General features: G+C 62.0%; 15 protein-coding genes and 1 pseudogene. 6 read left to right on the top strand and 10 right to left on the bottom strand.

Annotation, left to right across the window (positions count from 1 at the left end):
* Positions 1-144: 144 nt before the first annotated feature.
* Both G7009_RS28250 and G7009_RS28255 read left to right on the top strand, forming a co-directional pair.
* Positions 145-1,266: pseudogene (locus tag G7009_RS28250) on the top strand (Cache 3/Cache 2 fusion domain-containing protein); the annotation flags it as partial.
* A 132-nt stretch (positions 1,267-1,398) separates the two neighbouring features.
* Positions 1,399-2,130, top strand: a complete 732-nt coding sequence (locus G7009_RS28255) for a methyl-accepting chemotaxis protein (protein ID WP_445677165.1) — start codon at positions 1,399-1,401, stop codon at positions 2,128-2,130.
* A 61-nt stretch (positions 2,131-2,191) separates the two neighbouring features.
* Here the strand turns inward: G7009_RS28255 and hglS are convergent, their stop codons facing one another.
* A complete protein-coding gene (gene hglS, locus G7009_RS20290) occupies positions 2,192-3,586 on the bottom strand; it encodes a 2-oxoadipate dioxygenase/decarboxylase HglS (protein WP_181131878.1) in 1,395 nt (464 codons plus the stop codon).
* 90 nt (positions 3,587-3,676) lie between these two features.
* Positions 3,677-4,579, bottom strand: a complete 903-nt coding sequence (locus G7009_RS20295) for a LysR family transcriptional regulator (protein WP_181131879.1) — start codon at positions 4,577-4,579, stop codon at positions 3,677-3,679.
* 136 nt (positions 4,580-4,715) lie between these two features.
* On the opposite strand from G7009_RS20295, the gene amaB reads away from it, so the two are divergent.
* A complete protein-coding gene (gene amaB / locus G7009_RS20300) occupies positions 4,716-6,206 on the top strand; it encodes an L-piperidine-6-carboxylate dehydrogenase (RefSeq protein ID WP_181131880.1) in 1,491 nt (496 codons plus the stop codon).
* 105 nt (positions 6,207-6,311) lie between these two features.
* A complete protein-coding gene (amaA, locus tag G7009_RS20305; RefSeq protein WP_181131881.1) occupies positions 6,312-7,598 on the top strand; it encodes an L-pipecolate oxidase in 1,287 nt (428 codons plus the stop codon).
* 675 nt (positions 7,599-8,273) lie between these two features.
* On the opposite strand, the gene G7009_RS20310 is transcribed toward amaA, so the two are convergent.
* The 6 genes from G7009_RS20310 to G7009_RS20335 form a co-directional block, all read right to left on the bottom strand.
* The gene (locus G7009_RS20310; RefSeq protein WP_181131882.1) at positions 8,274-8,741 is read right to left on the bottom strand and encodes an SRPBCC family protein; all 468 of its coding nucleotides are present in this window, start codon (positions 8,739-8,741) and stop codon (positions 8,274-8,276) included.
* A 24-nt stretch (positions 8,742-8,765) separates the two neighbouring features.
* Complete coding sequence (locus G7009_RS20315) at positions 8,766-12,197, bottom strand: amino acid adenylation domain-containing protein (protein WP_181131883.1); 3,432 nt, start codon at positions 12,195-12,197, stop codon at positions 8,766-8,768.
* A gap of 10 nt (positions 12,198-12,207) precedes the next feature.
* Entirely contained in the window at positions 12,208-13,137 is a 930-nt protein-coding gene (locus G7009_RS20320) for a diiron oxygenase (protein ID WP_181131884.1), read from the bottom strand.
* Positions 13,134-13,910, bottom strand: a complete 777-nt coding sequence (locus G7009_RS20325; RefSeq protein WP_181131885.1) for a DUF3050 domain-containing protein — start codon at positions 13,908-13,910, stop codon at positions 13,134-13,136. The genes G7009_RS20320 and G7009_RS20325 overlap by 4 nt, the downstream gene beginning before the upstream one ends.
* 580 nt (positions 13,911-14,490) lie before the next feature.
* Complete coding sequence (locus G7009_RS20330; RefSeq protein ID WP_181131886.1) at positions 14,491-15,081, bottom strand: thioesterase domain-containing protein; 591 nt, start codon at positions 15,079-15,081, stop codon at positions 14,491-14,493.
* Positions 15,082-15,156: 75 nt separating this feature from the next.
* Positions 15,157-15,849, bottom strand: coding sequence for a GntR family transcriptional regulator (locus G7009_RS20335; protein ID WP_181131887.1), 693 nt, complete (start codon positions 15,847-15,849; stop codon positions 15,157-15,159).
* A gap of 248 nt (positions 15,850-16,097) precedes the next feature.
* On the opposite strand from G7009_RS20335, the gene lapG reads away from it, so the two are divergent.
* Together lapG and lapD are read left to right on the top strand one after the other, a co-directional pair.
* On the top strand, positions 16,098-16,802 hold the full coding sequence (gene lapG / locus G7009_RS20340) for a cysteine protease LapG (RefSeq protein WP_181131888.1): 705 nt from the start codon (positions 16,098-16,100) through the stop codon (positions 16,800-16,802).
* A 9-nt stretch (positions 16,803-16,811) separates the two neighbouring features.
* Positions 16,812-18,758 carry a cyclic di-GMP receptor LapD gene (gene lapD, locus G7009_RS20345; RefSeq protein WP_181131889.1) on the top strand — a complete coding sequence of 649 codons (1,947 nt, stop codon included), beginning with the start codon at positions 16,812-16,814 and terminating at the stop codon, positions 18,756-18,758.
* 12 nt (positions 18,759-18,770) lie between these two features.
* Here the strand turns inward: lapD and G7009_RS20350 are convergent, their stop codons facing one another.
* On the bottom strand, positions 18,771-19,112 hold the full coding sequence (locus G7009_RS20350) for a tryptophan synthase subunit beta (RefSeq protein WP_181131895.1): 342 nt from the start codon (positions 19,110-19,112) through the stop codon (positions 18,771-18,773).
* Between the two features lie 160 nt (positions 19,113-19,272).
* The coding region (locus tag G7009_RS28065; protein WP_308813339.1) for an immunoglobulin-like domain-containing protein at positions 19,273-23,918 on the bottom strand (4,646 nt) is incomplete at its 5' end.

The following is a 23,918-nucleotide window of genomic DNA, read 5'->3' on the forward strand; positions in this document are numbered from 1 at the left end:
ATCCCCTGTCGAATGCTCAAGTATTGCCCGGTACCGCCGAAAAATTCACAGTAGCGTTCCGGTAGAGAGCGTGGTTACCCGTTGAACATGGAGTAGAGCGCCAGTGTGATCAGGACGATCCCGGCTGTTCCCAGGAGCTTTTCTATGCCTCGTCCCCGTGCCTTGATTGCCTCGCAACTCGGTATCGCCCTCGCCGCCGTACTGGCCATTGCGATTACCGGCAGTACCCTGTTCGCCTTGCGTTCACTGGACCATGCCAATCTGGCGACTCGCCAGGCACACCTGGCCAGCGAAGCGCGCCTGCTGGCCGACCAGCTCGACACTTTTCACACCTCGCTCAAGGACAATACCCAGCGTCTGAGCGGTCTGTTCGAACGCCGTTTTGCCTCCGGCCTGCAACTGCGGGCAGATGAAACCGTGACGGTCGCCGGTGTCCCGACCCCTGCGCTGTACCTGGACGAGCAATTGCTCAGCAACGATTTCCAGCAAGTCGATGACTTCAAGCAGATGACCGCGGGCGTGGCCACCCTGTTCGTGCGCAAGGACGATGACTTCGTGCGTATCAGCACCTCCTTGACCAAGCAGGATGGCAGCCGAGCCATCGGCACCCAGCTCGACCGCCAGCACCCGGCCTATGGCCGCCTGATGGCGGGGCAGACCTACGTAGGGAAGGCCGTGCTGTTCGAGCGCAACTACATGACCCGCTATGTACCGGTGCGCGACACCAGCGGCCGGGTCATCGCGGTGCTCTTCGTCGGCTTCGACTACACCGATGCGCAGACCACCCAGTTCGCCAACCTTGAACGCTTTCGCATCGGCCAGACCGGCTCGCTGGCGCTGCTTGACGAGCAACGACACTGGCTGGTCGCACCCGCGGGTGCGCGCGATGAACAGGCGGCGGCGCAGGCCGTATCCGACCTCTCGACTCAGACCAACGAAGGCGGCTTCTGGGAAAACGGCACGGATCGACTGTTCAGCGTCGCGGTTCCCTTCGGTGAAGGGCCGTGGAAAGTCGTGGCAAGCATGCCCGAAGCGGAAATCAACGCCGTGACCTGGAGCGTGGGCACGCGGCTGGCGATTGGCAGTGTGCTGGCCATGCTCCTGGCCGTGGCCGCGACCCTGTGGCTGCTGCGGCGCAAGTTGCGCCCGCTGGGTGATCTGGTGCGTCAGGCCCAGGCCTTGGGTGCCGGCGACCTGCAGGCACGCCTGGCAGTTACCAGCCATGACGAGATCGGCCAGCTGGCCCGCAGCTTCAATCAGATGGGCGACGCGCTGACGACCATGGTCGAACAGATTCGTAGCGCCTCCGAGCAGGTCAGCGGTCGCGCGCGATCCTTGGCCGTACTTTCGTCCGACGCCTGCGAAGGCATGGAGCAGCAGTCCGGCGAAATCACCAGCATGGCCGGCGCGGTGGAGGAGTTCAGCGCGACCTCGATGAACATCGCCGACAACATGGGCACCACCGAGCGCATGGCGCGTGACAACGTACAGCAGACCCGTATCGGGCGCAGCGCCATGGACCAGGCGTCCACATCCTTGCAACACATTGCCCAGGCGCTTGGCGGCACTGCCCAGGTGATGGACACCTTGGGCGCGCGCTCCCAGGAAATCGGCGGCATTGTCGGCGTGATCACGGCCATTGCCGAACAGACCAACCTGCTCGCGCTCAACGCCGCCATCGAGGCGGCGCGGGCAGGTGAGCAGGGGCGCGGGTTCGCGGTGGTGGCCGATGAAGTGCGCAGCCTGGCCGCGCGGACACGTCAGGCGACCGATGAAATCTCCAGCATGATCAACAGTATCCAGGAGCAGACCGGCCATGCCATCAGCACCCTGGAAGAAGGCAATCGGCTGATGCAGGAAGGTTTGCAACGCAATGCCAAGGTGGCTGACGCGCTGGCGCGGATCGACGAGCAGAGTCATTCGGCCGGTGAACAGTTCGCCGCCATCAGCAACGCGACCCAGGAGCAGAGCAGTACCGCCACGGTGCTCAGCCGCAACCTGCAAAGCATCGCCCAATCCAACGGTGAGCAGCGTGACGTGGCCAATGACCTGGCCAGCACGGCAGGCGAGCTCGAAGGGCTGGCAGCGCAATTGCGCCAGGAAGTGGAGCGGTTCCGGGTCCAGCGCTGACCGCTATCACGAGCCATCCAGGGTCGTCTGGCGACCCCGGATGGTCATGCGCAACGCCTTCCTACAGTGTCGCCAGGTTCAACGCCTGGGCACACGCCTGCAACGACCGCTGCTCGCTCTGCGCGTACAACGCCAGCTCGTCCTGCACGGTCATTCCCAGCGCCTGTTCGAAAGCCGTGCGATTGGCATTGCTGCCATATTCGCTGTGCGAATCGTCGCCCAGGTTGGACTGGAAGATCCCGGCAGCGCTGACCGGCAGGAAGTCTTCGTACACCAACGCCTCGTAATGCACATGTCCGGCGTCGATCAAGCCTTGCAGGCTGCTCGGGCGCCCGGTCTGATCCCGCGCGGCCAGGCCTTTCTCGGTCGCGAAGTAGCGGAAGTAGGCCAGTCCCTGTTCGCGCATCTGGGCAAGGTCGTCGGGGAAGGCGGCGAAATGCTCCTCCAACAAGGCCTTGTAGCGTGAAGCGTTGGCTTCGGCCGGTACGCCTCCCAGCGCGGCACGGGTCGCGTCGAGCAGTTGGTCGTAGAGCTGACGACCCTTGGGCGTCAGCGCCGCGCCGCGCTGCTCGATTTCACCGAAGCGCGCCGTGTGGCTGCCAGGATTCCCTGGCTGATCACTGAAGGCGATCTTCTCCTGCAAGGCCTTGAAGCTGGTCTGCCGCAGCAGGATCGGATGACGACGGGTGGGCGGGCCCTCGATCACGGCCTTGGGCGGGATACCCCTGGCCGGCATGCCGACCTGGATCGCGTCGATGTCCAGAGTGCGCGGGGTCAGGTGATTGATATGCGGCCCCTTGAAGGCCACGACATCGGCGATCAGCCTGTGCTGGTCATGCAATTGCTGGTACTGCTCGGCGGTGACCGTGGCGTCGTGGTGCCAGCGGAAGGTATGCAGGGCTTGCTGGACGAAATCCTCCGCGTCCCCGGCGCTCAGGCCGTCGTCACGCTGGCACTGGGCAATCAGCTCCAGAACCCGCGGGGTAAAGATCTGGCGCTTGGACAGGATGTCTTCGGCCAACGCACGCAGGTGCGGGTCATCGATCAGCTCCAGACGCAACAGCGAGGTGAAGACCCGGAATGGGCTGACATGCAGCGATTGCTCGTGCACCGCGCGGAAAGCCGTGGAGTGCACCGGTACGCCGGCCGAGCTGAGGTCGTAGTAGCCGACCGGGTGCATGCCCATGACCGCGAAAAGGCGTGCGATGGTGGCGAGCTCCTCAGCCGTGCCGACGCGGATGGCGCCATGCCGCTCCTGGTCCAGGCGCTCGATCTCGCCTGTCCAGCGCAACGCCTGCGCGACCTCGGGCTGGTGGGCCATGACCTGCTGATTGATTTCGCTCACCAGCTCCAGCAGCGTGCCGTACAGGGGCACTTCCTGTTTGTACATGAGCGACATGGCGGCAGAGAACTGCGCGCGGATGCTGTCCGGGCTGACGAAATCTTGAGCGGGCATCGCTAGCTTCCTGGGTGAGTTGTGACCCTTACATGAAAGCGAGGAATGCATTTACCGCACAAGCGAAAAAAATTCGAGGTGTCATTCCTTTTATGATTGATGCCGATCGTCCAGCTGGGCTCTGGTCCAATCGACCAGTGCCCTGATCTTCGGGACTTCCGCCGCATGCTCGGCAAAGGCCAGGAAATGGGCGCCTTTGCCGCGCATGGCATGAGCCCAGGGGATCACCAGGCTCCCTTCCTCCAGCTCCCGAGCCGCCAGATAGCGCGGCACCAAGGCCACCCCGCAGCCCGCTTGTGCCGCGCCAAGGGCCATATAGAAGGTATCGAAGCGCGGGCCATGGTAGCTGCTGACGCTGTGCAGGCCTTGCTCCAGGAACCATTCATGCCAGGCTTCCGGCCGCGAAGTGCTCTGCAGCAGGATCATGTCCGCCACTTCGCCCGCATCCGCCAGGAGGCGCCCTTGCAACAGGTCCGGCGCACACACGGGCACAACCTCTTCACCGAACAGTTCGATACAGGTCGTTCCCGGCCAAGTGCCTTGACCGAAGAAGAACACCACGTCGGCTGTGCCCTGGAGCAGGGCGAACGGTTCCATTTCGTTGCGGATGTCCAGATGGATAGTGGGGTAGCGCTTGCCGAATCCCTTGAGGTGCGGAATCAGCCAGCGCACGCCGAAACTCGGCTGGGTGGCCACCTTCAGCACTTCGGTCTGCTCGCCGTAGGTGAGGATGTAGCGACTGGACATGTCCACCTGCGTGAGGATCTTGTTGACCTCGGCCAGATACAGCGCGCCTGCTGGCGTCAGCTGAAGACGACGGCGGATACGCAGGAACAGATGGTGGCGCAGCATATCCTCGAGTTGCGCGACCTGCTTGCTGACCGCGCTCTGGGTCAGGTGCAGCTCTTCGGCCGCGCGGGTGAAGCTCAAGTGGCGGGCAGCGGCCTCGAAGCACTGCAAGGCGGTCATCGACGGCACCAGACGTTTGGACATAGCAGTCTCTTTCACCAGGAAATCATTACCTGATGGAATGATATGCGGAATAAAGGTCGTTTGTTGCCTTGCTGGCATCGGATTAATACTGATCCGCATCACGAATTCAACTATTCACCCGATGTAGGAGACGAACATGGTTGCGGCATTGCTCGAGCGACTAGGTGTAGCGGCTGAGGCATATACCCAGGGCGATTACCCTGTCCACACCCCCATCGATGGCAGCCAGATCGCCACGGTGAAACTGCTCGGCAAGGCCGAGACCACCGGCCGCATCGACCAGGCCCATGCCGCGTTCGAAGCCTGGCGCCGCATTCCTGCTCCGCGTCGCGGCGAACTGGTCCGCCTGTTCGGTGAAGTGCTGCGCGCCCACAAGGCCGATCTCGGCGAGCTGGTGTCCATCGAAGCCGGCAAGATCACCCAGGAAGGCCTGGGCGAAGTGCAGGAAATGATCGACATCTGCGACTTCGCCGTCGGCCTGTCGCGCCAGCTCTACGGCCTGACCATCGCCTCCGAACGTCCTGGCCACCATATGCGCGAGACCTGGCACCCGCTGGGCGTGGTCGGCGTGATCAGCGCCTTCAACTTCCCGGTCGCCGTCTGGGCCTGGAACACGGCACTGGCGCTGGTCGCCGGTAATGCCGTGGTCTGGAAGCCTTCCGAGAAGACCCCGCTGACCGCCCTGGCGTGCCAGGCGCTGTTCGACAAGGCACTGCAGGCCTTTGGCGATGCACCGGCCGGCCTGGCGCAGTTGGTGATCGGCGGCCGTGAAGCTGGCGAAGCCCTGGTCGACGATCCACGCGTGCCGTTGGTCAGCGCCACCGGCAGCACCCGCATGGGTCGTGAAGTCGGTCCTCGCGTTGCGGCGCGTTTCGGTCGCAGCATTCTCGAACTGGGCGGCAACAATGCCATGATCCTGGCTCCCAGCGCCGATCTCGACCTGGCCGTGCGCGGCATCCTGTTCTCCGCGGTCGGCACCGCCGGTCAGCGTTGCACCACCCTGCGTCGCCTGATCGTCCACCGTTCGATCAAGGATGAAGTGGTTGCCCGCGTCAAGGCTGCCTACGCCAAGGTGCGCATCGGTGATCCACGCAAGGACAACCTGGTCGGCCCGCTGATCGACAAGCAGTCCTTCGACGCCATGCAGGGCGCCCTGGTCCAGGCCCGCGACGAAGGCGGCCAGGTATTCGGCGGCGAGCGTCAATTGCAGGGTGAGTACCCGAACGCCTACTACGTGTCGCCCGCCATCGCCGAAATGCCGGCGCAGAGCGCCGTGGTGCGTCATGAAACCTTCGCGCCGATCCTCTACGTGCTGGCCTATGACGACTTCGAAGAAGCGCTGCGCCTGAACAACGAAGTGCCACAGGGCCTGTCCTCGTGCATCTTCACCACCGACCTGCGCGAAGCCGAGCGCTTCCAGAGCGCCGCGGGCAGCGACTGCGGCATCGCCAACGTCAATATCGGCACCAGCGGCGCGGAAATCGGTGGCGCCTTCGGTGGCGAGAAGGAAACCGGTGGCGGCCGCGAGTCGGGTTCCGATGCCTGGAAAGGCTACATGCGTCGCCAGACCAACACCGTCAACTACTCTCACGAGCTGCCGCTGGCGCAGGGGATCGTGTTCGACTGACCTGTCTGTCATCGTGCGGTCCCGCGTCCTGCGGGGCCGTCGCGACTGGCCGTAGAGCCACCCCTCAAGGCTGTAAGTGCAACAAGAATAATGCTGGAGCCGGTCATGTCCCAATTGCGTCAAGAATGTCTGTGGGAATTCGTCACCAAACCGAGTGCCGCCTCGCTGGCGCTGGCCGGTCAGCACAGGGCCGATGTCTGCATCATTGGCGGTGGCATCACCGGTCTGTCCGCGGCCATCCACCTGCTCGAACAGGGCAAGTCGGTCATCCTGCTGGAAGCCTGGAAGATTGGTCATGGAGGTTCGGGACGCAACGTCGGTCTGGTCAACGCGGGTACCTGGATCCGTCCCGACGATGTCGAGGCAACCCTTGGCCAGAAGGAGGGCAGTCGCTTGAACAAGGCCCTGGGCGACGCACCGGGCGAAGTGTTCGCGATGATCGACAGGCTGGGGATCGATTGCCAGGCCCAGCGCAAGGGCACCCTGCATATGGCGCACAACGCCGCCGGCCTGGTGGATCTGCAGGCGCGCCATGAGCAATGGCGTCGGCGGGGCGCCGATGTCGAGCTGCTGACGGGAGCGACCTGCCAGGAATATTGCGGTACCGACAAGATTTCCGCCGCGCTGCTGGATCGCCGCGCCGGCACCATCAACCCCATGGGTTACACGCAAGGGCTCGCCGCTGCGGTGGTGCACCTGGGTGGACGGCTGTTCCAGCAATCACCGGTCGAAGGCTTGGAGCGTGAAGGCGATGCCTGGCGCGTGAAAACCGCACGCGGGTCGGTCAAGGCTGCCAAGGTAGTGATTTCCACGGGCGCTTACACCGAAGGTGAGTGGAGCAAGCTGCAGAAGTATTACTTTCGTGGCTATTACTATCAGGTGGCGTCCACGCCATTGAGTGGAGCCGCGGCCGACAAGGTACTGCCGCATGGTCAAGGGTCGTGGGACACGCGCACGGTGCTCAGTAGCATCCGTCGCGATGACCAGGGTCGGCTGCTGCTGGGCAGCCTTGGACGGGTCGACAACAAGCCGGCCTGGTTCGTGCGCCGATGGGCGGACCGTATCCAGAGCCACTACTACCCGGAGCTGGGCAGGGTCGATTGGGAGATGCACTGGACCGGGTGCATCGATTTCACTCCGGATCACCTGATGCGCCTGTTCGAGCCGGCACCTGGGCTGGTGGCGGTTACCGGATACAACGGGCGTGGGAACACTACCGGTACGGTGGTCGGGCGCGCCTTTGCCGAGTTCCTGCTCAAGGACCAGCCGGACGGGTTGCCAGTGCCGTTTTCGCCGATGAAGATCGTGTCTGCGACCTCCTTGCGCACGACGTTCTACGAGACCGGGTTTGCGTTGTATCACGCGGGGCAGTGTTTGCGCGTGGTGCTTTGAGGGTGTGGGGGCTGGGCGCCTGGGTGTCTTAGGCAACCGCAGCTATCGCGACTAATGGACTTTTTGCATTGCCAGGCGAGTCCTGCGGCCTCGATCGCGGGGCAAGCCCGCTCGCCACCGGGGACCACTTCTCACCGGAGGAACCACCGGGGAGCACCTCGCACCGGAGGAGCTAACGGGGACCACCTAGCACCGGAGGAGCCACCGGGGACCACCTCTCACCGGAGAAGCCACCGGGGATCACCTCTCACCGGAGAAACCACCGGGGACCACCTCGCACCGGAGGAGCCACCGGGGACCACCTCGCACCGGAGGAGCCACCGGGGACCACCTCGCACCGGAGGAGCTACAGGGGACCACCTCTCACCGGAGGAGCCACCGGGGACCACCTCTCATCGGAAGAGCTACCGGGGACCACCTCTCACCGGAGGAGCCACCGGGGACCACCTCGCACCGGAGGAGCCACCGGGACCACCTCGCACCGGAGGAGCCATTGGAAGCACCTGGCACCGGTGGCGAGCGGGCTTGCCCCGCGATCGAGGCCGCAGGACTCGCCTGGCAATGAAGAATGGCGAACCCGCACAGTAGTAGTGGGAACATCGATGTGGAACCCAGCCGCCCCTGTATCTGGAGCGGCCAGGTTACCCATCAGGATGCCATTAACCTATCACCCCATCACCCCAACAGATTCCGCACATTCCCCATCGCATCGTCCGCGAACCCTTGCAAGAACGCCTGGAACCCAGGCAACACCTCGGCGCCTCCTTCCCAAGGCTCCGCCTGGATGGTCCAGGTGGCACGGCTGTGCCCGGTGTCGATGACGTCGACCTCCATGGCCGCCCACAGGTTGCCGATGTTCAGGCTGGTATAGATCAAGCTCCAGGTCATGTTCATGGCCTGCTCGTCTCGGCTGTTGAGCTGTTCGATGACGACGTTGCCATCCTTGAACAGCTTCTTGCGCACCGAACGTACACCGCTACCGGTCATGTCGATGTGCGCCAGTGCCGGAATGAACGCCGCGAACCCGGCGAAGTTACCGATGATATTCCAGACGCTGGCCGCTGGCGCGGCGATCTCGACGCTGGCGACCACTCGGCAGCCTTCGGGGTTGCGGATCAGGGTATCGGGTTTGAGTGCTTGCATGATGTGTCGCTCCTTGGTGAAAGATCAGATGAAACCGATGTCGCTCAGGTACCGGCAGCCGCGTTGCAGCAACGCCGGCGTCTTGGCGGGGTAGCTGGCGCCCATGCGCCGTACCCCCGCACGGGCATTGCCATGCTCGATGGCGGAGATGTCGCCGATGTCTTCCTCGAACCCGTCCAGGTAGAAGCCCAGGACCTCGAACAGCGCGTTGTCACGGTCCACTCGCCGCAGGTGCTGCTGCCACTGCTCCACGCTGACCAGCTCGAAGGCATGCCCCTGCTCACGGAAGGCCGCCAGGTAGTCGCGCCAACGCAACGGCTCGGGGTTGTGCAGGTTGAACACCGGCTGCGCGGGCAGGTGACGACTGCTGTGGAAGGCGATGAAGCGGGCCAGGAAATCCACCGGCATCAGGTCGAAGTCGATCTCCAGGCTCGGCACCTGGCCCAGTTGCAGCGAGCCCTTGAGCATCAGCATCAGCCGGTTGCGCTGGGGTTGACTGATGCCGGTACGGCTGTCGAAAGTGATGTTTCCGGGGCGGAACACGTTGACCCACACACCCTGCTCGCGCGCTCGTCTCAGAATCCGCTCCCCGACCCATTTGCTCAGGTTGTAGCCATTGCGGATGTAGAGAGGCGGGGTAGGCGCGGCGTCCTGCTCCAGCACCCGCCCCTCGCTGTCCATGGCGCTGCACGCGGACAGGGTCGAGACGAAGTTGAAGATCTTCTTGCGCTGGCCTTCGCACAGGCGCAGGCATTCGAACAGCGGCTCTACGTTGTCGGCCGCCAGCGACTGATAGTCCAGCACATGGTTTACGTGCGCGGCGTTGTGCAGGAGAGCGCCGTATTCGCGGTCCAGATAGTCGTAGTCGCTGGGCGCAAGTCCCAGGCAAGGCTGGCGCAGGTCAGCTTCGAACACGCGTATGCGGCGCATGTCGAGCGCCAGGTGATTGTCTGCCATCGCCTGCTCAAAGCGATCGGCAGCCTGCCGCTGGCCATCCTTGCGCACCAGGCAGGCAACCTCGGTCGCGCCCCAGTCCAGTAGGGCCTCCACCAGATGCACGCCAAGAAAACTGTTGGCTCCGGTGACGATCACCTTGTGCACGTCGCCCAGGCATTCGACGGGTCGGACGCGCAGATCCAGGTCGCGCAAGGCGTCCTGTTCGAGCAGGGCCATGGACGACTCCAAACCAGTGGCGGCACCGTCGAGCAAGGCGCCGAGCCGCTCCAGTGTAGGTTGTTCGATAAAGCGGTTGATCGGCACACCGCGACCAAACGCCTCGCGCACATCCAGCAGCAGACGCGACAGCAGGATCGAGTGGCCTCCCAGGTTGAAGAAGCTGTCGTCGACCGATATGTCGGCTTCGGCAAGCTCCAGCAACTCGCTCCACAGCGCACGCAGACGGTGTTCTGTCATCGTCCGAGGCAGCAGAAGACGGCGGTTCGGCAGCCCCAACGGCAGCGCACGCAACGCCTGACGGTCAACCTTGCCGTTGGCGGTGAACGGCATCTGCTCCAGTACCTGATAGAACGCCGGACGCATGTAGTCAGGCAGGTGTCGCTCGGTATGCGCGCGCAGCCCGGCTTCGGCATCGGGCCCGACGGGTTGCGCGGTGAAGGCCAGGACCCGGCGCTGGTCGTCGATCACCACGGCCACCTGGGTGAACAGCCCGGCACTGCGCAGGCAATGCTCGATCTCTTCGGGCTCCACACGGAAGCCGCGGATCTTCACCTGGTTGTCGCGTCGCCCGCACAGTTCGATACCCCGTTCCGTCCACTTGCCGATATCACCCGTTCGGTAGGCACGTAGCGTCCGGCCATTCGGCAATGGCAGGTCGACGAAGCGTTCGGCGCTGAGCACGGGATTGTTCAAGTAGCCGATCCCCACGCCCGGTCCACTGATGAACAGCTCCCCTGGCGTATGCTCAAGCACCGGTAGCAGGTGCTCGTCGAGGATCAGTACTTGGGTATTGCCGATCGGCCGTCCCAGGTTGCGATTGCTGTCGCCAGGCTCGAACAGGCGTGTAGTCGCCAGGACCGTCGTCTCGGTGGGGCCATAGATGTTGTGCATCTGGCACTGGCCGGACAACCGCGCGATCACTTCCGGCTCGCAGACGTCGCCGCCCGTGATCAGATGGCGCAGCCCGAGCACTTCTTCCCGAGGCAAGATGCTCAGCAGTGCCGGCGGAAGAAACGCATGGCTGACCTCCTCCTGCTGGAGCAGCGCTACCAACTGCCCAGGGTCACGTCGTTGATCTTCGGTGGGAATGACTAATAAAGCGCCATAAATGAAAGTCGGCAGGACATCCAGCAAGGAAGCGTCGAAGCCGATGGTCGAGAATTGCAGCACGCGGCTGTCTGGGCGCAATTCCACATGCTCGCCATACCAGGCCACGAAGTGTCCGAGATTACGCTGGCTGAGCAACACGCCTTTGGGTTGTCCGGTGGTGCCGGAGGTGTAGATGGCGACGCAGGGCGCATCCAGGGAGGCTCGTCGCTGGCTCAAGGCGGGAAGGACGTCATCGTCTGCCCTGACAATCTTGCGCACATCGAGGCCAGGAAAGCCTGGAGGGAGTTCCCCGTCATGCAGTAGAAGCCGGGCGCCGCTATCTTCCAGGATACGCAAGCGTCGTTCGGCAGGCAGGGCCGGATCCAGAGGCAGGTAGATGGCAGCGCAGCCCAGTACTGCCAACACGCTGGCGTAAAGCGCTGGAGATTTGGTCAGGCAAACTCCGATCACCGCCGGCTCATCGCTCATTTGCGACAGACTGGCGAGGACTTGCCGTTGGATTGCGACGGCCTGGGCATGCAGGTCGGCATAGCGCCATTGCCTGCCCTGCAGAACCAGGGCCGGTTGTCCGGCAAAGGCCCGCAGGGCGCGTTCCACGCCTTCGAGCAAAGGACGCGTGGCCAGGTCCTGCAACCTGGCACAGGACGTCTGGTTGAACGGATGCAGAAAAGCCAAGGGCTCCAACCCGTCCAATCCAAGCTCGTGATCATGCGCCCCGCAGAGGATCGTCGGCGCTTCCCGCAGGTAATGGGGATTGCGGGCGAAGCGAGTGACGAGCAGGGCCAGCAGGTCGCTCAAAGCTTCCAGCGCGTTGTGGCGCAGTTGCTGGCCGTTTGCGCAGGGAGCGGCGAGCACGGGTATCTGTTGTACCAGACGCTGGGCGTTGGCGCTGCCGTACCAGCACAGGGCATCCAGGTCGGGAAGCCCGGCACCGACCTTGGCTCCCAGGCGCAGGCGTAGCAGGGGCGTGTCGCCCAATGCCTGCCAATGATGGCTGTCCAGGTCCAGGCTGCCGTCCTCGACCACCAGGTCGGGAGCGGTCGGCAAGGCGTGAAGGACTGCCACCGGCGTAGGCGCGCGGGTGACGCTGTGCGCGTGATCGTCGAGCAGGCGGGTGAGCAGCTCCAGCGCAGGGCTGGTACCCACCAGTACAATGTCGAGTCGTCTCATGGTCGGCTCCTCAAGGCAGGTAATCGCGCAACGCGTCCTGCACGCAGGCCGATTCGAGCATCGAGCTGCTACGCAGGAAGCGCAGGATGTTGCCCAGCAGCGGATGCTGGGGGTTGATCGGGTACGCCAGACCGTGGACTTCCTCACGCAAGGCCCGGCGTACCGCATCGCTCACCGGGAGGTGATCGATGAGACGGAAGTCGAACGCCTGCTGGATGTCGTTGGTCAGGTACTGTTCGAGAAACACCGGCAGCACCTTGGCGAGGACCTCCCGATCCTGCTCGGGTGCCTGCTGCCAATAGATGCGGGTCAGGCGCGCCCAGAACGTGGAGTGGCGACCTTCATCGAGCAAATGGTCTGCCATCAGGCCCTTTACTGACGGCTTGACGCTGTCATCGCGAGCGAAGGCAGCGACGTCGTCCGTCAGGGTGTTCTCGGCGATCCCCACACAGATCAGTTCCAGCGCGTCCTTGAGGTCTTCAGGCACCTGCGACAAGGCGGCAGGAATCGCTCGGCTCAGCTCGATCTCGCCGGGCAGGTCGATCGGCTCGACCCCGGTCAAGGCCACGGTCTGCTGCAGGAAGTCCATCGCCACCAGGGCGTGGTAGTCCTCATCCACCACCACGGTCATGGCGTCGTAGCGACAGGCGAAGGGGAACTGCACGGCGAAGCGGTCCTTGGCGATTCGTCGGGCCGTTCGGTCGACGATCTCGGTCTCGAAGATCACGACATCGTTGATGAACTTGTACAGGCTCTGCACCAGCACGAAATCGCGCATTTGCGGGCACTCGCGCTGGAAGCTGGCGCTCAGCGCAAGTGGCTGACGGCTCAAGGGATAGATCAGGCGCTGGTCATCTTCCACCAGGCGCCGGGGGCGGGTGCGGATGGTCGCCCGCGCCTCCCAGGCCTCGGCGAAGGAGCGATATTCACTGGCCTTCATGGGGTAACCTCGGCGATATCCGCCTGCATGAAGGCGCGCAGCCTGTCCCACAGCGCCATGCGGCTGTCCACGGCGGCGATGGCGGCGTCATATACCTCCCGCTCGCGTTTCGGGTCCTGGCCGACCAGGCGTGCCAGCAGGTGCTCGGCGGCCGGGCCATGATCTTCGGAGTCGACCTCGATATGCCGCTGCAGGTAGTAGCGGAAGGTCGGCGCCTGGGCCACGCCGATGCCCCACTCATCGAGGATCTGCTGGAACATCATGGGAATGACGCTCTCCCTGCCATGCAGGAACGCGGATGCCACACGATGGGCCGGGTCATCGAGCGCCACCCGCAGCGTGTCGCAGACGAAATGCCGCGCGGCCTCGCTGGCGCCGGCCTGCTCCAGTGCGCTGGCATAACCGACGCCGTTCTGCTGCAGCCTGATGAACGTCTCGATGGCCTGCGTGCTGGCGCCCACTTCGCGCATGGCATCGAGGTACAGTTCGAAGTGGCTGTAATGGCCGTGGTCGAGCCGATCATCGGATTCCTCGCCCAGGACAATCTCGTTGATCAACCTCGCGGCCGCAGGGTCGGTAGGTGGCAGCCACGGCAGGCTGACGCAGGTAAGTTCGCTTTGCAGACGTTTGGTCAGCGACATGAAGTCCCAGACGGCGAATACATGGGTTTCCATGAACCGGCGCAAGGTCGGCAACGAGTCGATCTCGGAAAACAGTGGGTGTCGGGAAAGCACCAGTTTCTTCTGGGCAAGCGTCGTTTTCAGTGGGCTCATTGTAATGTCCGTAAATGGCTAAGTTCAGGGTTTGTCCAACTGCCTATCCACGTGCGCAGTAGTTTCGAGGCGAACGCATGCGCCGAAACAATTTCGCGGTTAATTGATGTGTAGAAGGCTGGAGCCCGCCAGGTATGCCGATTTTCAGGGCATGGCGCGGCTGGCCCTATAAAAGTTAGTGCAACTCAAAAGTGTTTTGCAAATACTTTTTAACTATTTTCAAGTTGCAACTTTCCTTGATAAAAACTGGCCTGATAAAACATATTTAAATGTGTTATTTGGTATGTAAGTGCCCCTTCCGATAATTAAAAATCAGAAAAAATAGTTGAGTGAATGCCTCACTCTGAGCACTGATGAATGGAGTGGGAGTTAAGTAATCGAGGGGCAGCTGATCTGAATGCGTCCTTGCCCAGTTAGCAGGCTCCTTCTGCAGGTTGTCGATTGACGAACGACCAGGCCCGCTTGAGTCAGCGGTCGTCGACGGAGCTAGAGTGGGCTTAAACGGAAGATGCCGCTATGGTTTACGCCATGACGGTCAACGAAAGGGCGTCAGCGCCAGGAGAAAAAGGGCGGTGATTGGTCAGAAACTTAGAAGCCCAAGATGGGAATTAAAGATCCTGACCAGCCGTTGATTGAGCAGAAGGGGGTCGGTCAAGGCATCCGGAAGTTCGATCAACTCCAGCTCTCGCCGAATGAAACCGTGCCATTCCAGCAGATTTGCCAATGCTCCCGGAGGATAGAGCAGCGTCGTTGGTACCTTGATGACGATCGGCTGGTTACTGGTGGCCTGGAAGCGCGGGCTGTCACAGCTCGAAACAAACAAATGGCGCGTCTGGCCGGGATACGAAGCTTCCGCGAGCATCGTCAACTCGAACGCCAGCTGGGCTCCCTGGTGTTGGCCGAATATCGCATGCGGCTCGCTCAAGGAGACGTGCAGATGTTTGGCAAGCGCGTGGGCATCGGCCGAGGGCGCCGTTGATGCATCGCCCTGTGCCGAATCTCCAAGGGGCTGGACCTCGATGACCAGCAGCTCGACGTTGTCACTCAGCACGCGTGACCAGGCACGATATTGCTGGAGGTCTTGCCGACTGCAGGCCAGGCAGATCAGGCGGATTCCGGGTGATGGATCCGGACCGCCGACTGTCACTTCCCGCTGATTCTGCACGCGCACTGTCTTTCCTTCGCCTGGGTCTTGCTTCTCGAATCACTACTGCCCGGAGCGACCAGGCGGGAGTGGCCAGCGAGTTCAGCTGGCGGACTGCTTGTTCAGGTAATCCCTGATGGTACGGGCTGCGTTGGTGATATGTGCTTGCAGGATGCTGACCGCTTCATCCACCAGCTTGTCGCTGGCGGCGTCTACCAAGGCGTTGTGATCGTCCTGGGTCAGCTTGCCCAGGCCCATCGAGGACAGGTGAAAGCGCAGGAAACGCTCTTCCTCGTTGAGCTCGTTCTCGATCAGACGCAGCAGCTTCTGGTTGCGGGCCTTGCTGTAGAGCGTCAGGTGGAGCAGGCGATTCAATCGGCCGATCTCGGTATGACGAGTTTCGTTTTCCAGCTCAGCGATGTAACCGCGTGCTTTTTCGATATCGCTGGCCTCGAGTCGAGGAATCGACTCGCGCAGGGCCTGGGTTTCGAGCATCAGGCGCAGGTCGTAGGTATCTACCGCGTCCTCGCCGATCAGTGGGGCGACCACGGCGCCTTTGTGCATGACCACTTTCAGCAAGGACTGCGCTTCGAGCTGGCGCAGCGCTTCGCGCACCGGCATGCGACTGACGCCGAAGAGACTGGCCAGCTCCTGCTGGCGCACTGCTGTGCCTGGCGGCAGGCGACCTTCGATGATTGCATTGCGCAACCGTTCTTCGATCACGCTGCGTGCCAGGTGCGGCGGGACCTGCTCGCCGCCCAGAACGGTGCTCAAGAGTTTGGGTTTGTCGGCCACGAAGAGTTTGCCCTGCTGTCGAAAATATTGGATCCAACTACCCTAGTGAGTAGAGTGGCTGGTTGTCAAACCCGGACGACGTGCAGCCGTCGCGGGTTGGATCGCAACTATCGTGAAGCAACTCCCGGTGCATGGGAAGCGGTCTCACGGATTTGCGCCGATCCCCTGGCCACGGCAGACCGTGATTGTAACGTGCCATTGTCTTTTACCGTGGCACGCTGCACCATCGCGGCTTCGACTGATCCCGCATGAGCTTCGCAGTGGCGATATCCGTGATACTCAACGCCGCCTTGCGTCATCTTGGCCTCGCCATGCTGCTGGGTGGCCTGCTGCTGGGTGGCTTGCACGCGGAGTGGGACTTCTCGCAGATCAGCCGTCGAGCGCAGGCCCTCTATGGGCCTCTGGGCGCGGGGCAGGCGCGAATAGACGCCTGGCAGGCGCTGCTCGCCGAGCAGAAGCAGGGCAGCGAGCTGGAGCGCCTGCAGGTAGTCAACCGCTTTTTCAACCAGCAGCTTCGGTATGTCGAAGACATCGACCTTTGGCGCGAAGTCGACTACTGGGCAACGCCCATCCAGTCACTGATCAAAGGCGCCGGAGATTGCGAGGACTATGCGATCGCCAAGTACTTCAGCCTCAGGCGCATGGGCATAGCCAGTGACAAGTTGCGCATCACCTACGTCAAGGCATTGCGCCAGAACCGCGCGCACATGGTCCTGACTTATTATTCGAGCCCCGACGCCATGCCCTTGGTGCTCGACAGCCTGATGGACGCCATCAAGCCCGCGAGCCAACGTCAGGACCTGTTGCCGGTCTATGCCTTCAATGGTGAAGGGTTATGGCTGACCGGCGCGTCCGGCAACAGAAAGGTAGGCGACACCAAGCGCCTGTCGCGCTGGCAGGATCTGCTGAAGAAAATGCAGGCCGAAGGTTTCACGGCCGAACCGGTCTACTGAGGAGCACAGATGTCTCTGTTCAAACAATTGCTGCTAGCCATTTGCCTGTTCCTGGTCGTCGCCTTCAGCGGCAGCTTCGTGGTCAGCCTGGAAAGCTCGCGCAGCCAGTACGTCAATCAATTGCGTTCGCACGCCCAGGATGCAGCCACGGCGCTGGCGCTCTCGCTCACGCCCAACATCGATGATCCGGCGATGGTCGAGCTGATGGTCAGTTCCATCTTCGACAGCGGCTATTACTCCAGTATCAAGGTCATCGACCTGAGCTCCAATGCCGTGCTGGTCGAACGTCACGCCGAACCCGACAGCGGTGGCGTGCCTGGATGGTTCATCAGGATGATCGGGCTGGAAGCGGCAGGGGGCGATGCCATCGTCAGTCGCGGCTGGCAGCAGGCCGCTCGGGTCGAAGTGATCAGCCATCCGATGTTCGCCCTTGGCAAGCTCTGGCAGAGTACCCTCGGCAGCCTGGGTTGGCTCTTGCTATGCGGCGCGGCCAGCGCAGTATTGGGCGCGCTGCTGCTGCGTCGGCAACTGCGACCGCTGGACTATATGGTCGCCCAGTCCCATGCCATCGCACGGCGAGAATTCCTCAGCCTGCCCGAACTGCCACGTACGCCTGAGCTACGGCGGGTAGTACAGGCCATGAACCAGATGGTCGAGAAGCTCAAGGCGCTATTTCACGAGCAGGCCGAGCGCAGTGAAAAACTGCGCGTGGAGTCCTACCAGGACAGCCTCACCGGCCTGGCCAACCGCCGCTACTTCGAAATGCAGCTGACGGCCCGGGTCAGCAATCTGGAAGAAGCGCGCGCCGGATATCTTCTCCTGTTGCGGGTCAGGGACCTGGCCGGTCTCAACGCGCGCCTGGGTGGTCAGCGCACCGATCAGTTGCTCCAGGCCGTGGGCCAACAATTGAGACGCACCTGTGCCAACTTCCCCGAGACCACCAACCTCATCACCCGCAGCCGCGGTGGTGAATTCGCGGTCCTGGCGCCGGGCATGGTCCATGAAGAAGCGGTGCAATTGGCCCAGGCCCTGGAAGTCACCCTGCAAAGCCTGCATGAGACCGGGGCGAGCGATATCAGCCCGGTAGCCTGCATCGGCATGGCGCCCTTCAGCCCGGGAGATGCTCCGGCGGCCCTGCTGAAACTGGCCGACGAGGCGTTGGCCAGGGCCGAAAGTCAGCCGGAACCGGGCTGGGTGTGCCTTGAACAGGGTATTGCCGCGCAAGCTGCCGACAGTCATCACCAATGGCATACCCGGCTTGACCAGGCGTTGACGAAAGGGCAATTCCAGCTGTTCTTCCAGCCAGTGGTCGAGAGCGCGGAGCCGCAGCGCGTGTTGCATTACAAAGTCATTTCGCGGTTGCAGGACGAGCACGGCGTGGCCTTGGCGGCAGGCCGCTTCCTGCCGTGGTTGGAGCGATTCGGGTGGTCCACGCGTCTGGACCTGCTGATGCTGGAGCACGTGCTCAAGCACCTTGGCAGCCATGGCGAATCCCTGGCGCTCAACCTGTCGGCCGCTACCTTGGCCGATGCCAGGAGCCTGCAGCGCGTCTACGAACTGCTCGGCCAGCACCGAGCCCTGGGGCCACGGCTCACCCTGGAGATCGGCGAAGAGCAATTGCCGGATCAGGCCGTGCTGGAGCAACTCACACGGCACCTGCGCGAGCTGGGCTTCAACCTGGCCCTGCAACGCTTTGGCGGTCGTTTCAGCATGATCGGCAACCTCGCGCACCTCGGCCTGGCCTACCTCAAGATCGATGGCAGCTACATTCGCAACATCGACCACGAGCAGCACAAGCGGCTGTTCATCGAGGCGATCCAGCGCGCGGCACACAGTATCGACCTGCCGCTCATAGCCGAACGGGTCGAGACCGAAGGTGAGCTCAAGGTCTTGCGGGAGATGGGCGTCCAAGGCATCCAGGGCCAGTTGGTCGGGGAGCCGGCACCCTGGCGCTGAAAGCAGGGCGGCTCAGATCAGGCCGCCCTCGTCATTTTCGTCGATCAGGTTGTTCAGCCCGCCCAGTGCTTCACGTGCATGCGAGCGATTGAGTAGCTTGGCCTGGGCGCCGGGCGGCAGGTCGGTGATGCTCAATACACCCTTGGCCGTCAGGACCTCGATCAGGTCCTCGAGCACCCGGATCATGTCCAGGTCGCTCTGTTTGAGCTGTTTCAGGCTGTTCTCGACGGCATCGTCGGCGAACCACTCCTGGATCTCGGCGTTGTCCGCCGGAAGCATCTCGGTAGATTCGGCATAGGGTGCTGCTTCTACCCGCAGCAACTGACCTTCTGCGTCACGTTGCACGTAGAACATGGCGTTGTCCCTCGTCACATGGATTCCTTGTTCGCAGACAGCAGCATAGGCGAAGTCCGCCGGGCCGTGTGGCCCGACGGACGAGTATGCGCCGTGTGGAGGTTTACGGGAAAGCCCCTTGCGCGTGGCAGCCAAATCGCGACTGCCACGCAGGAAGGCATCAGTTGTTGTGGTCGATCTTGATGGTCGGGTCGGCACCGCTGATCAACGAGTTGATCGTGGTGTTCGACCAGTTGACGCCTTCCAGCTTGATCGTCACATCGGCATTGGCCAGGCCACCGGTGGCGTTGAGCTTGCCTTCGGAGCTTACCTGCAAGGTCGACTCGCCATTGGCGGTGGTGATCTTGAGGAAGTTGTCGATGGTGCTGGTGGTTTCGTGCTGGAGCAGGTCGCTCAGGTCGAGACGGTCGCCTTCGCTTGCCTTGAAGTCCTTGATGACGTCCTTGCCGATGTCGCCGGCTTTCCAGACGAACAGGTCGGCGCCGCTGCCGCCGGTCATGGTGTCGTTGCCTTTGCCACCGATCAGGATGTCGTCACCGTCGCCGCCGTCCAGCAAGTCCGTGCCTTTGCCGCCGAGCAGGATGTCATTGCCCTTGCCGCCATAGAGTTTGTCGTCGCCACCTTGGCCGAACAGGATGTCGTTACCGTTGCCACCGTTGAGAATGTCGTTTCCATCATTCGCTCCGGAGATATCGAACTCGGAGTAATGTTCGGAGATGTACTGATGAACATTGCTCGTGGTGACAGTGCTGGCATCGACGCCCGCCTGCTTCGCTACATAGGTCTGCAGGGCCTGATAGCCCTCGCTGTCGACACCGTTGAGGGTGATCAGGTCACCGAACAGGATGTCGTTGCCATTGCCACCATCGAGCGTGTCCGCGCCCGGCAGCGTAGCCTCGGTATGACCGAGGATGGCGTTGGCCAGCTTGGACGGATCGATGTTGGTCTGTGGCTTGCCTTCGCTGTCGTACGGCTTCAGGTCATTCAGCGTGACATCGCTGTTCAGGCCAATGGCTTGTACTTTCGACAGGCCGCTGAGCAGGGCGAAGCTTTCGGTCGAGCCATTGGCGGCATAGTAGTAGTTGTTGAAATCACTCGTACCATTGCCAGCCAGTTTGGAAAGCTCATAGGTACCATCGCCTTGAGCGTGAATCGTGCCAAGTGTCTCCGTGGTGCTCCACCAGCTGATTGTCGTGACTTTCACCACGCCGGAACTGTTGATGTCGATTCGATGTGTGGAGTCAGCCCACACACTGAACGTATCACCCAATTTATAGTTGCTGGTGTTCACGACGCTATCCAGAGTCGGCCCATAGTTCCACAGGCGTGGATTGGTCTGTTCGCCAGTTTGGTAATAAGTCGGCTTGCCATCCGTAATGAAGTACGTGAGCTTGATCGCATCGGTATTGTTGGTAGCCATGCTGCTCTTGAAGAAGTTGGCCGTAGTCTTGAACACGTCTTCGTAGTTGGTACCACCCCCGTAGTAAGACCCGCCCACCATCGAGTCGAGCACCGTCTGGAGCTTGCTCAAGGCCTGCGTATCGGCAAGATTGACCGATACAGTCTCGTTGACCTGGGTATCGAAGTCGGCAAGGAAGATATTCACGGTGCCGGCAGTATCGGAGCCGAGGCTGTCTTTCAATGTCTGGAACACCGATGCCAGCTGGGCCTTGGCCGCTGCGACGGATTCATGGGACATGCTCCCCGAGCTATCCACCATGAACGCAATATTGTAGTTCTTGCCCTGGATCACATTCAGGCCGGCAACATCACCCACCATGATGTCATTGCTTTCACCACCGGACATTTGGTCATCATTCGAAGTCCCGATGACCGACTGGTAGGTTGCGCCATAGACAGTTACTGGGATCTTCGCAGTGGTGCTCGCCGATCCGCCGAGACTTTCGGTGGCGGTCGAGGTGACGGTTATATCGAAAGAACCTTTGTAATAAGCCGGCGGCGTTATGGTGAGCCCGCTGAGTTTCCAGTTGGTCACGTCGATCGGTGTACCTTCTACCGTGACGCTATGACCCGCACCGTCACTCACTACCGCGCCTCGTGGAAGACCACTCAAGGTCACGCTCAGGCTTTCGGAGCCATCCGTATCGGTCAGCGCGGTAGTGATGCCCACCAGCTTGACCGAGCCGCCTTCCGGTCCTTCATTGAGCTTGTAGCCGTCGTAGTAGCTCTGACCGTTGACAGTATGCAGATCGGATGGGGTCAGGCCTGCGTTGGCCATCTCCGTCACGTTCTGGTACATCGGGATGTTGGCGCTGCTCAGGTCGGTGACCGCGCCATTGCCTACCTTGATGTTCAGGTCATAGCTGCCCGGACCCGACTGGTTGGCGTGGTAGACCTCGATCGGGAAGTAGCCGCTTGCAGTAGGCGTGAAGCTGCCAGAGATCGCGCCACCAGCACCCCAGGTAGCGGTAGCCACGCTCTTGCCGCCAATGGTGACATACAGACTGTCATCGCCCACGCCACTGAAGGTGTAGGTCTTGCCGGCTTCCAGGTAGATCAGACCCGAGATCTTGGAACCGGTCTGGGCAGTTACACTGCTGTCGGACTGCACGTTGGTGGTCGTTTCGCTCCTGGAGGCATTGCCCGAGTTGGCGAACACCGTCTTGAGGGCCTCGCCGGTGATACCGTTGCCGTTGTTGCCAAGCCCGGTGAGGCTGGTCCAGGTTTCCTTGGTCAGGCCGAGAGAGTCGACGTTGCTGCTGCCGACGCTCAGGGATGGCTTGTCAGCAACCGGAGCGATGTCGATCTTCATCGTCACTTCGATGCCGGCGTTGGTGCCATCGTTAGGCTTGAACTTCATCTGCGCATAGTCGGCCAACTGATTGCCGACACCAATTCCGCCGTAGCCATCGATGCCGGACTGGTTAGGCACAGGGACGAACTTGAGATAGCCCTTGTCGATATCGGCCTGGCTGACAGTCTGGTTGAGCGAGACATCGACCCAGGTGGTGCCGCTGTAGAACTTCAGTGAGCCAAGGACCGGCAATTTACTGATGGTAACGCTCAGACCGCTATTGCCATCGGCATCGGTGACCTTGAAGTTGTTCCAGGTGAAGAAATAATCGGTGTCTTCCGTCCCCGTCACTGCGCCACCTGTAGACACAGGCGCATGGTCATTGTCGATGATGGTCGTGGTGACAGCGGACTTGCTGGAATCGACCTGCAGATTCTCGAAGTTGCCACCGGTTGCGCCAGAGATCTTGATGACGAAGTTCTCGGATCCCTCGACGAGCTGATCGTTGATGGTCTTGATGTCAAAGCTCGCGCTGCTGGCATTGGCAGGGATCTTCACGGTGGTGACACCGGTGTAATCCTGTCCATTGGTTGCAGTACCGCTATAAGACAGCGTAACCGTGACTTCGCTCTTCGCCGGGTTGCTCAAGGTCAAGGTGTAGTGCGCCGTAGCGCCTTCGGTCACCGAGCTGTCTCCAGTAATGCCCACCGTGGTCAAGTCACCCTGGCCAGAAGGCTCATCGGTCACGGAGGTGGTACGAGTTTCGCTGCCAAGTGTCAGCTTCTCGAAGTTTTCACCGCCGCTGACCGAGACCAGCTTGTTGACGATATCCGCCTGACCACCGATATAGGCATCATCCTTGACGGTGATCGTCGCCGTGCCACTGGTGCTACCTGCAGCAACCTTGACCACGGTGCCATCGGTGAGCGTGAAGCTCAGACCGCCATGGCCAGCTGCCGGCAGGCCTTGGGCGTTGGCCAGGTTGACGGTATAGGTGATCTGGCCGCCTTCGGTGACGGAGGCCTTGTCTGCCGTAAGGGTCGCAACTACTTCGCTGATGGTGTCCGAGATCTGCACGGTGGCAGCGTCGCCGAGTTGCAGGTTTTCGAAGCTCTTGCCCACGACGGTCGCGTCGCTGATGCCGACTGTCAGCGAGCCGGCGTCCTTGAAGACGTCGTCGCCCTGGGCGTCGGCGCGGTAGGTGGCTTCGGTCTTGCCAGCGGCGATGAGGACCTTGTCACCATTGCTCAGGGTGACGGTAAGATCGCGGTCCAGCACCTGGTTGACCTTGACGGTGAACGAGGGCTGCTGGGCTTCGGTAACGTTGCCGTTGCTAACGATCGAGACGATGACCTGGTCGCCGCCATTTGGTGTGCCTGGGGTGCCTGGGTTATTCGGGGTACCGGTTTCGTCAGTGACCGTGGTGCAGGTGTAGCCCGAGGTCGACAACTTCTCGAAGACGTTGCCACCGGTGATGCCGGTGATCGACTTGTTGATGACGGGCTGGCCGCCGACGTAGACATCGTCGGCCGTGGTCAGCACATAGGTGCCGCTGGCCTTGCCTGCCTCGATGGTGACGAGACCGCCGCCTTCGAGGGTGAAGGTCATGCCCTGGTGACCGGTCACCGGCAGGCCGTCCTTGCTGATCAAGGTGACGGTGTAGGTGATCTGGCCACCTTCGGTGACGGTGGTCTTGTCGGCCGTGAGCGTAGCGACCACTTCGTTGATGGTGTCCGAAATCTGCACGGTGGCTGCCCCGCCGAGTTGCAGGTTTTCGAAGGTCTTACCCGTGACAGTGGCATTGGAGATGCCGACAGTCAGCGAGCCGGCATCCTTGAACACGTCCTCGCCCTGGGCATCGGTGCGGTAGGTGACTTCAGTCTTGCCTGCGGCGATCACGACCTTGTCACCATTGGACAGGGTGACGGTAAGGTCACGGTCCAGCACCTGGTTGACCTTGACGGTGAACGACGGCTGCTGGGCTTCGGTGACATCGCCGTTGCTGACGATGGTCACCGAGACCTTGTCGCCCTGGCCGCTTGGCTCGTCGG

The organism is Pseudomonas capeferrum (assembly GCF_013523055.1).
Classification (GTDB): Bacteria; Pseudomonadota; Gammaproteobacteria; order Pseudomonadales; family Pseudomonadaceae; genus Aquipseudomonas; species Aquipseudomonas capeferrum_A.

What these genes read in the sequence shown, in the direction of transcription:
- G7009_RS28255 (WP_445677165.1), top strand. Translation starts at nt 1,399, where the DNA reads ATGGCCGGCGCGGTGGAGGAGTTCAGCGCGACCTCGATGAACATCGCC.
- hglS (WP_181131878.1), bottom strand. Translation starts at nt 3,586, where the DNA reads ATGCCCGCTCAAGATTTCGTCAGCCCGGACAGCATCCGCGCGCAGTTC.
- G7009_RS20295 (WP_181131879.1), bottom strand. Translation starts at nt 4,579, where the DNA reads ATGTCCAAACGTCTGGTGCCGTCGATGACCGCCTTGCAGTGCTTCGAG.
- amaB (WP_181131880.1), top strand. Translation starts at nt 4,716, where the DNA reads ATGGTTGCGGCATTGCTCGAGCGACTAGGTGTAGCGGCTGAGGCATAT.
- amaA (WP_181131881.1), top strand. Translation starts at nt 6,312, where the DNA reads ATGTCCCAATTGCGTCAAGAATGTCTGTGGGAATTCGTCACCAAACCG.
- G7009_RS20310 (WP_181131882.1), bottom strand. Translation starts at nt 8,741, where the DNA reads ATGCAAGCACTCAAACCCGATACCCTGATCCGCAACCCCGAAGGCTGC.
- G7009_RS20315 (WP_181131883.1), bottom strand. Translation starts at nt 12,197, where the DNA reads ATGAGACGACTCGACATTGTACTGGTGGGTACCAGCCCTGCGCTGGAG.
- G7009_RS20320 (WP_181131884.1), bottom strand. Translation starts at nt 13,137, where the DNA reads ATGAAGGCCAGTGAATATCGCTCCTTCGCCGAGGCCTGGGAGGCGCGG.
- G7009_RS20325 (WP_181131885.1), bottom strand. Translation starts at nt 13,910, where the DNA reads ATGAGCCCACTGAAAACGACGCTTGCCCAGAAGAAACTGGTGCTTTCC.
- lapG (WP_181131888.1), top strand. Translation starts at nt 16,098, where the DNA reads ATGAGCTTCGCAGTGGCGATATCCGTGATACTCAACGCCGCCTTGCGT.
- lapD (WP_181131889.1), top strand. Translation starts at nt 16,812, where the DNA reads ATGTCTCTGTTCAAACAATTGCTGCTAGCCATTTGCCTGTTCCTGGTC.
- G7009_RS20350 (WP_181131895.1), bottom strand. Translation starts at nt 19,112, where the DNA reads ATGTTCTACGTGCAACGTGACGCAGAAGGTCAGTTGCTGCGGGTAGAA.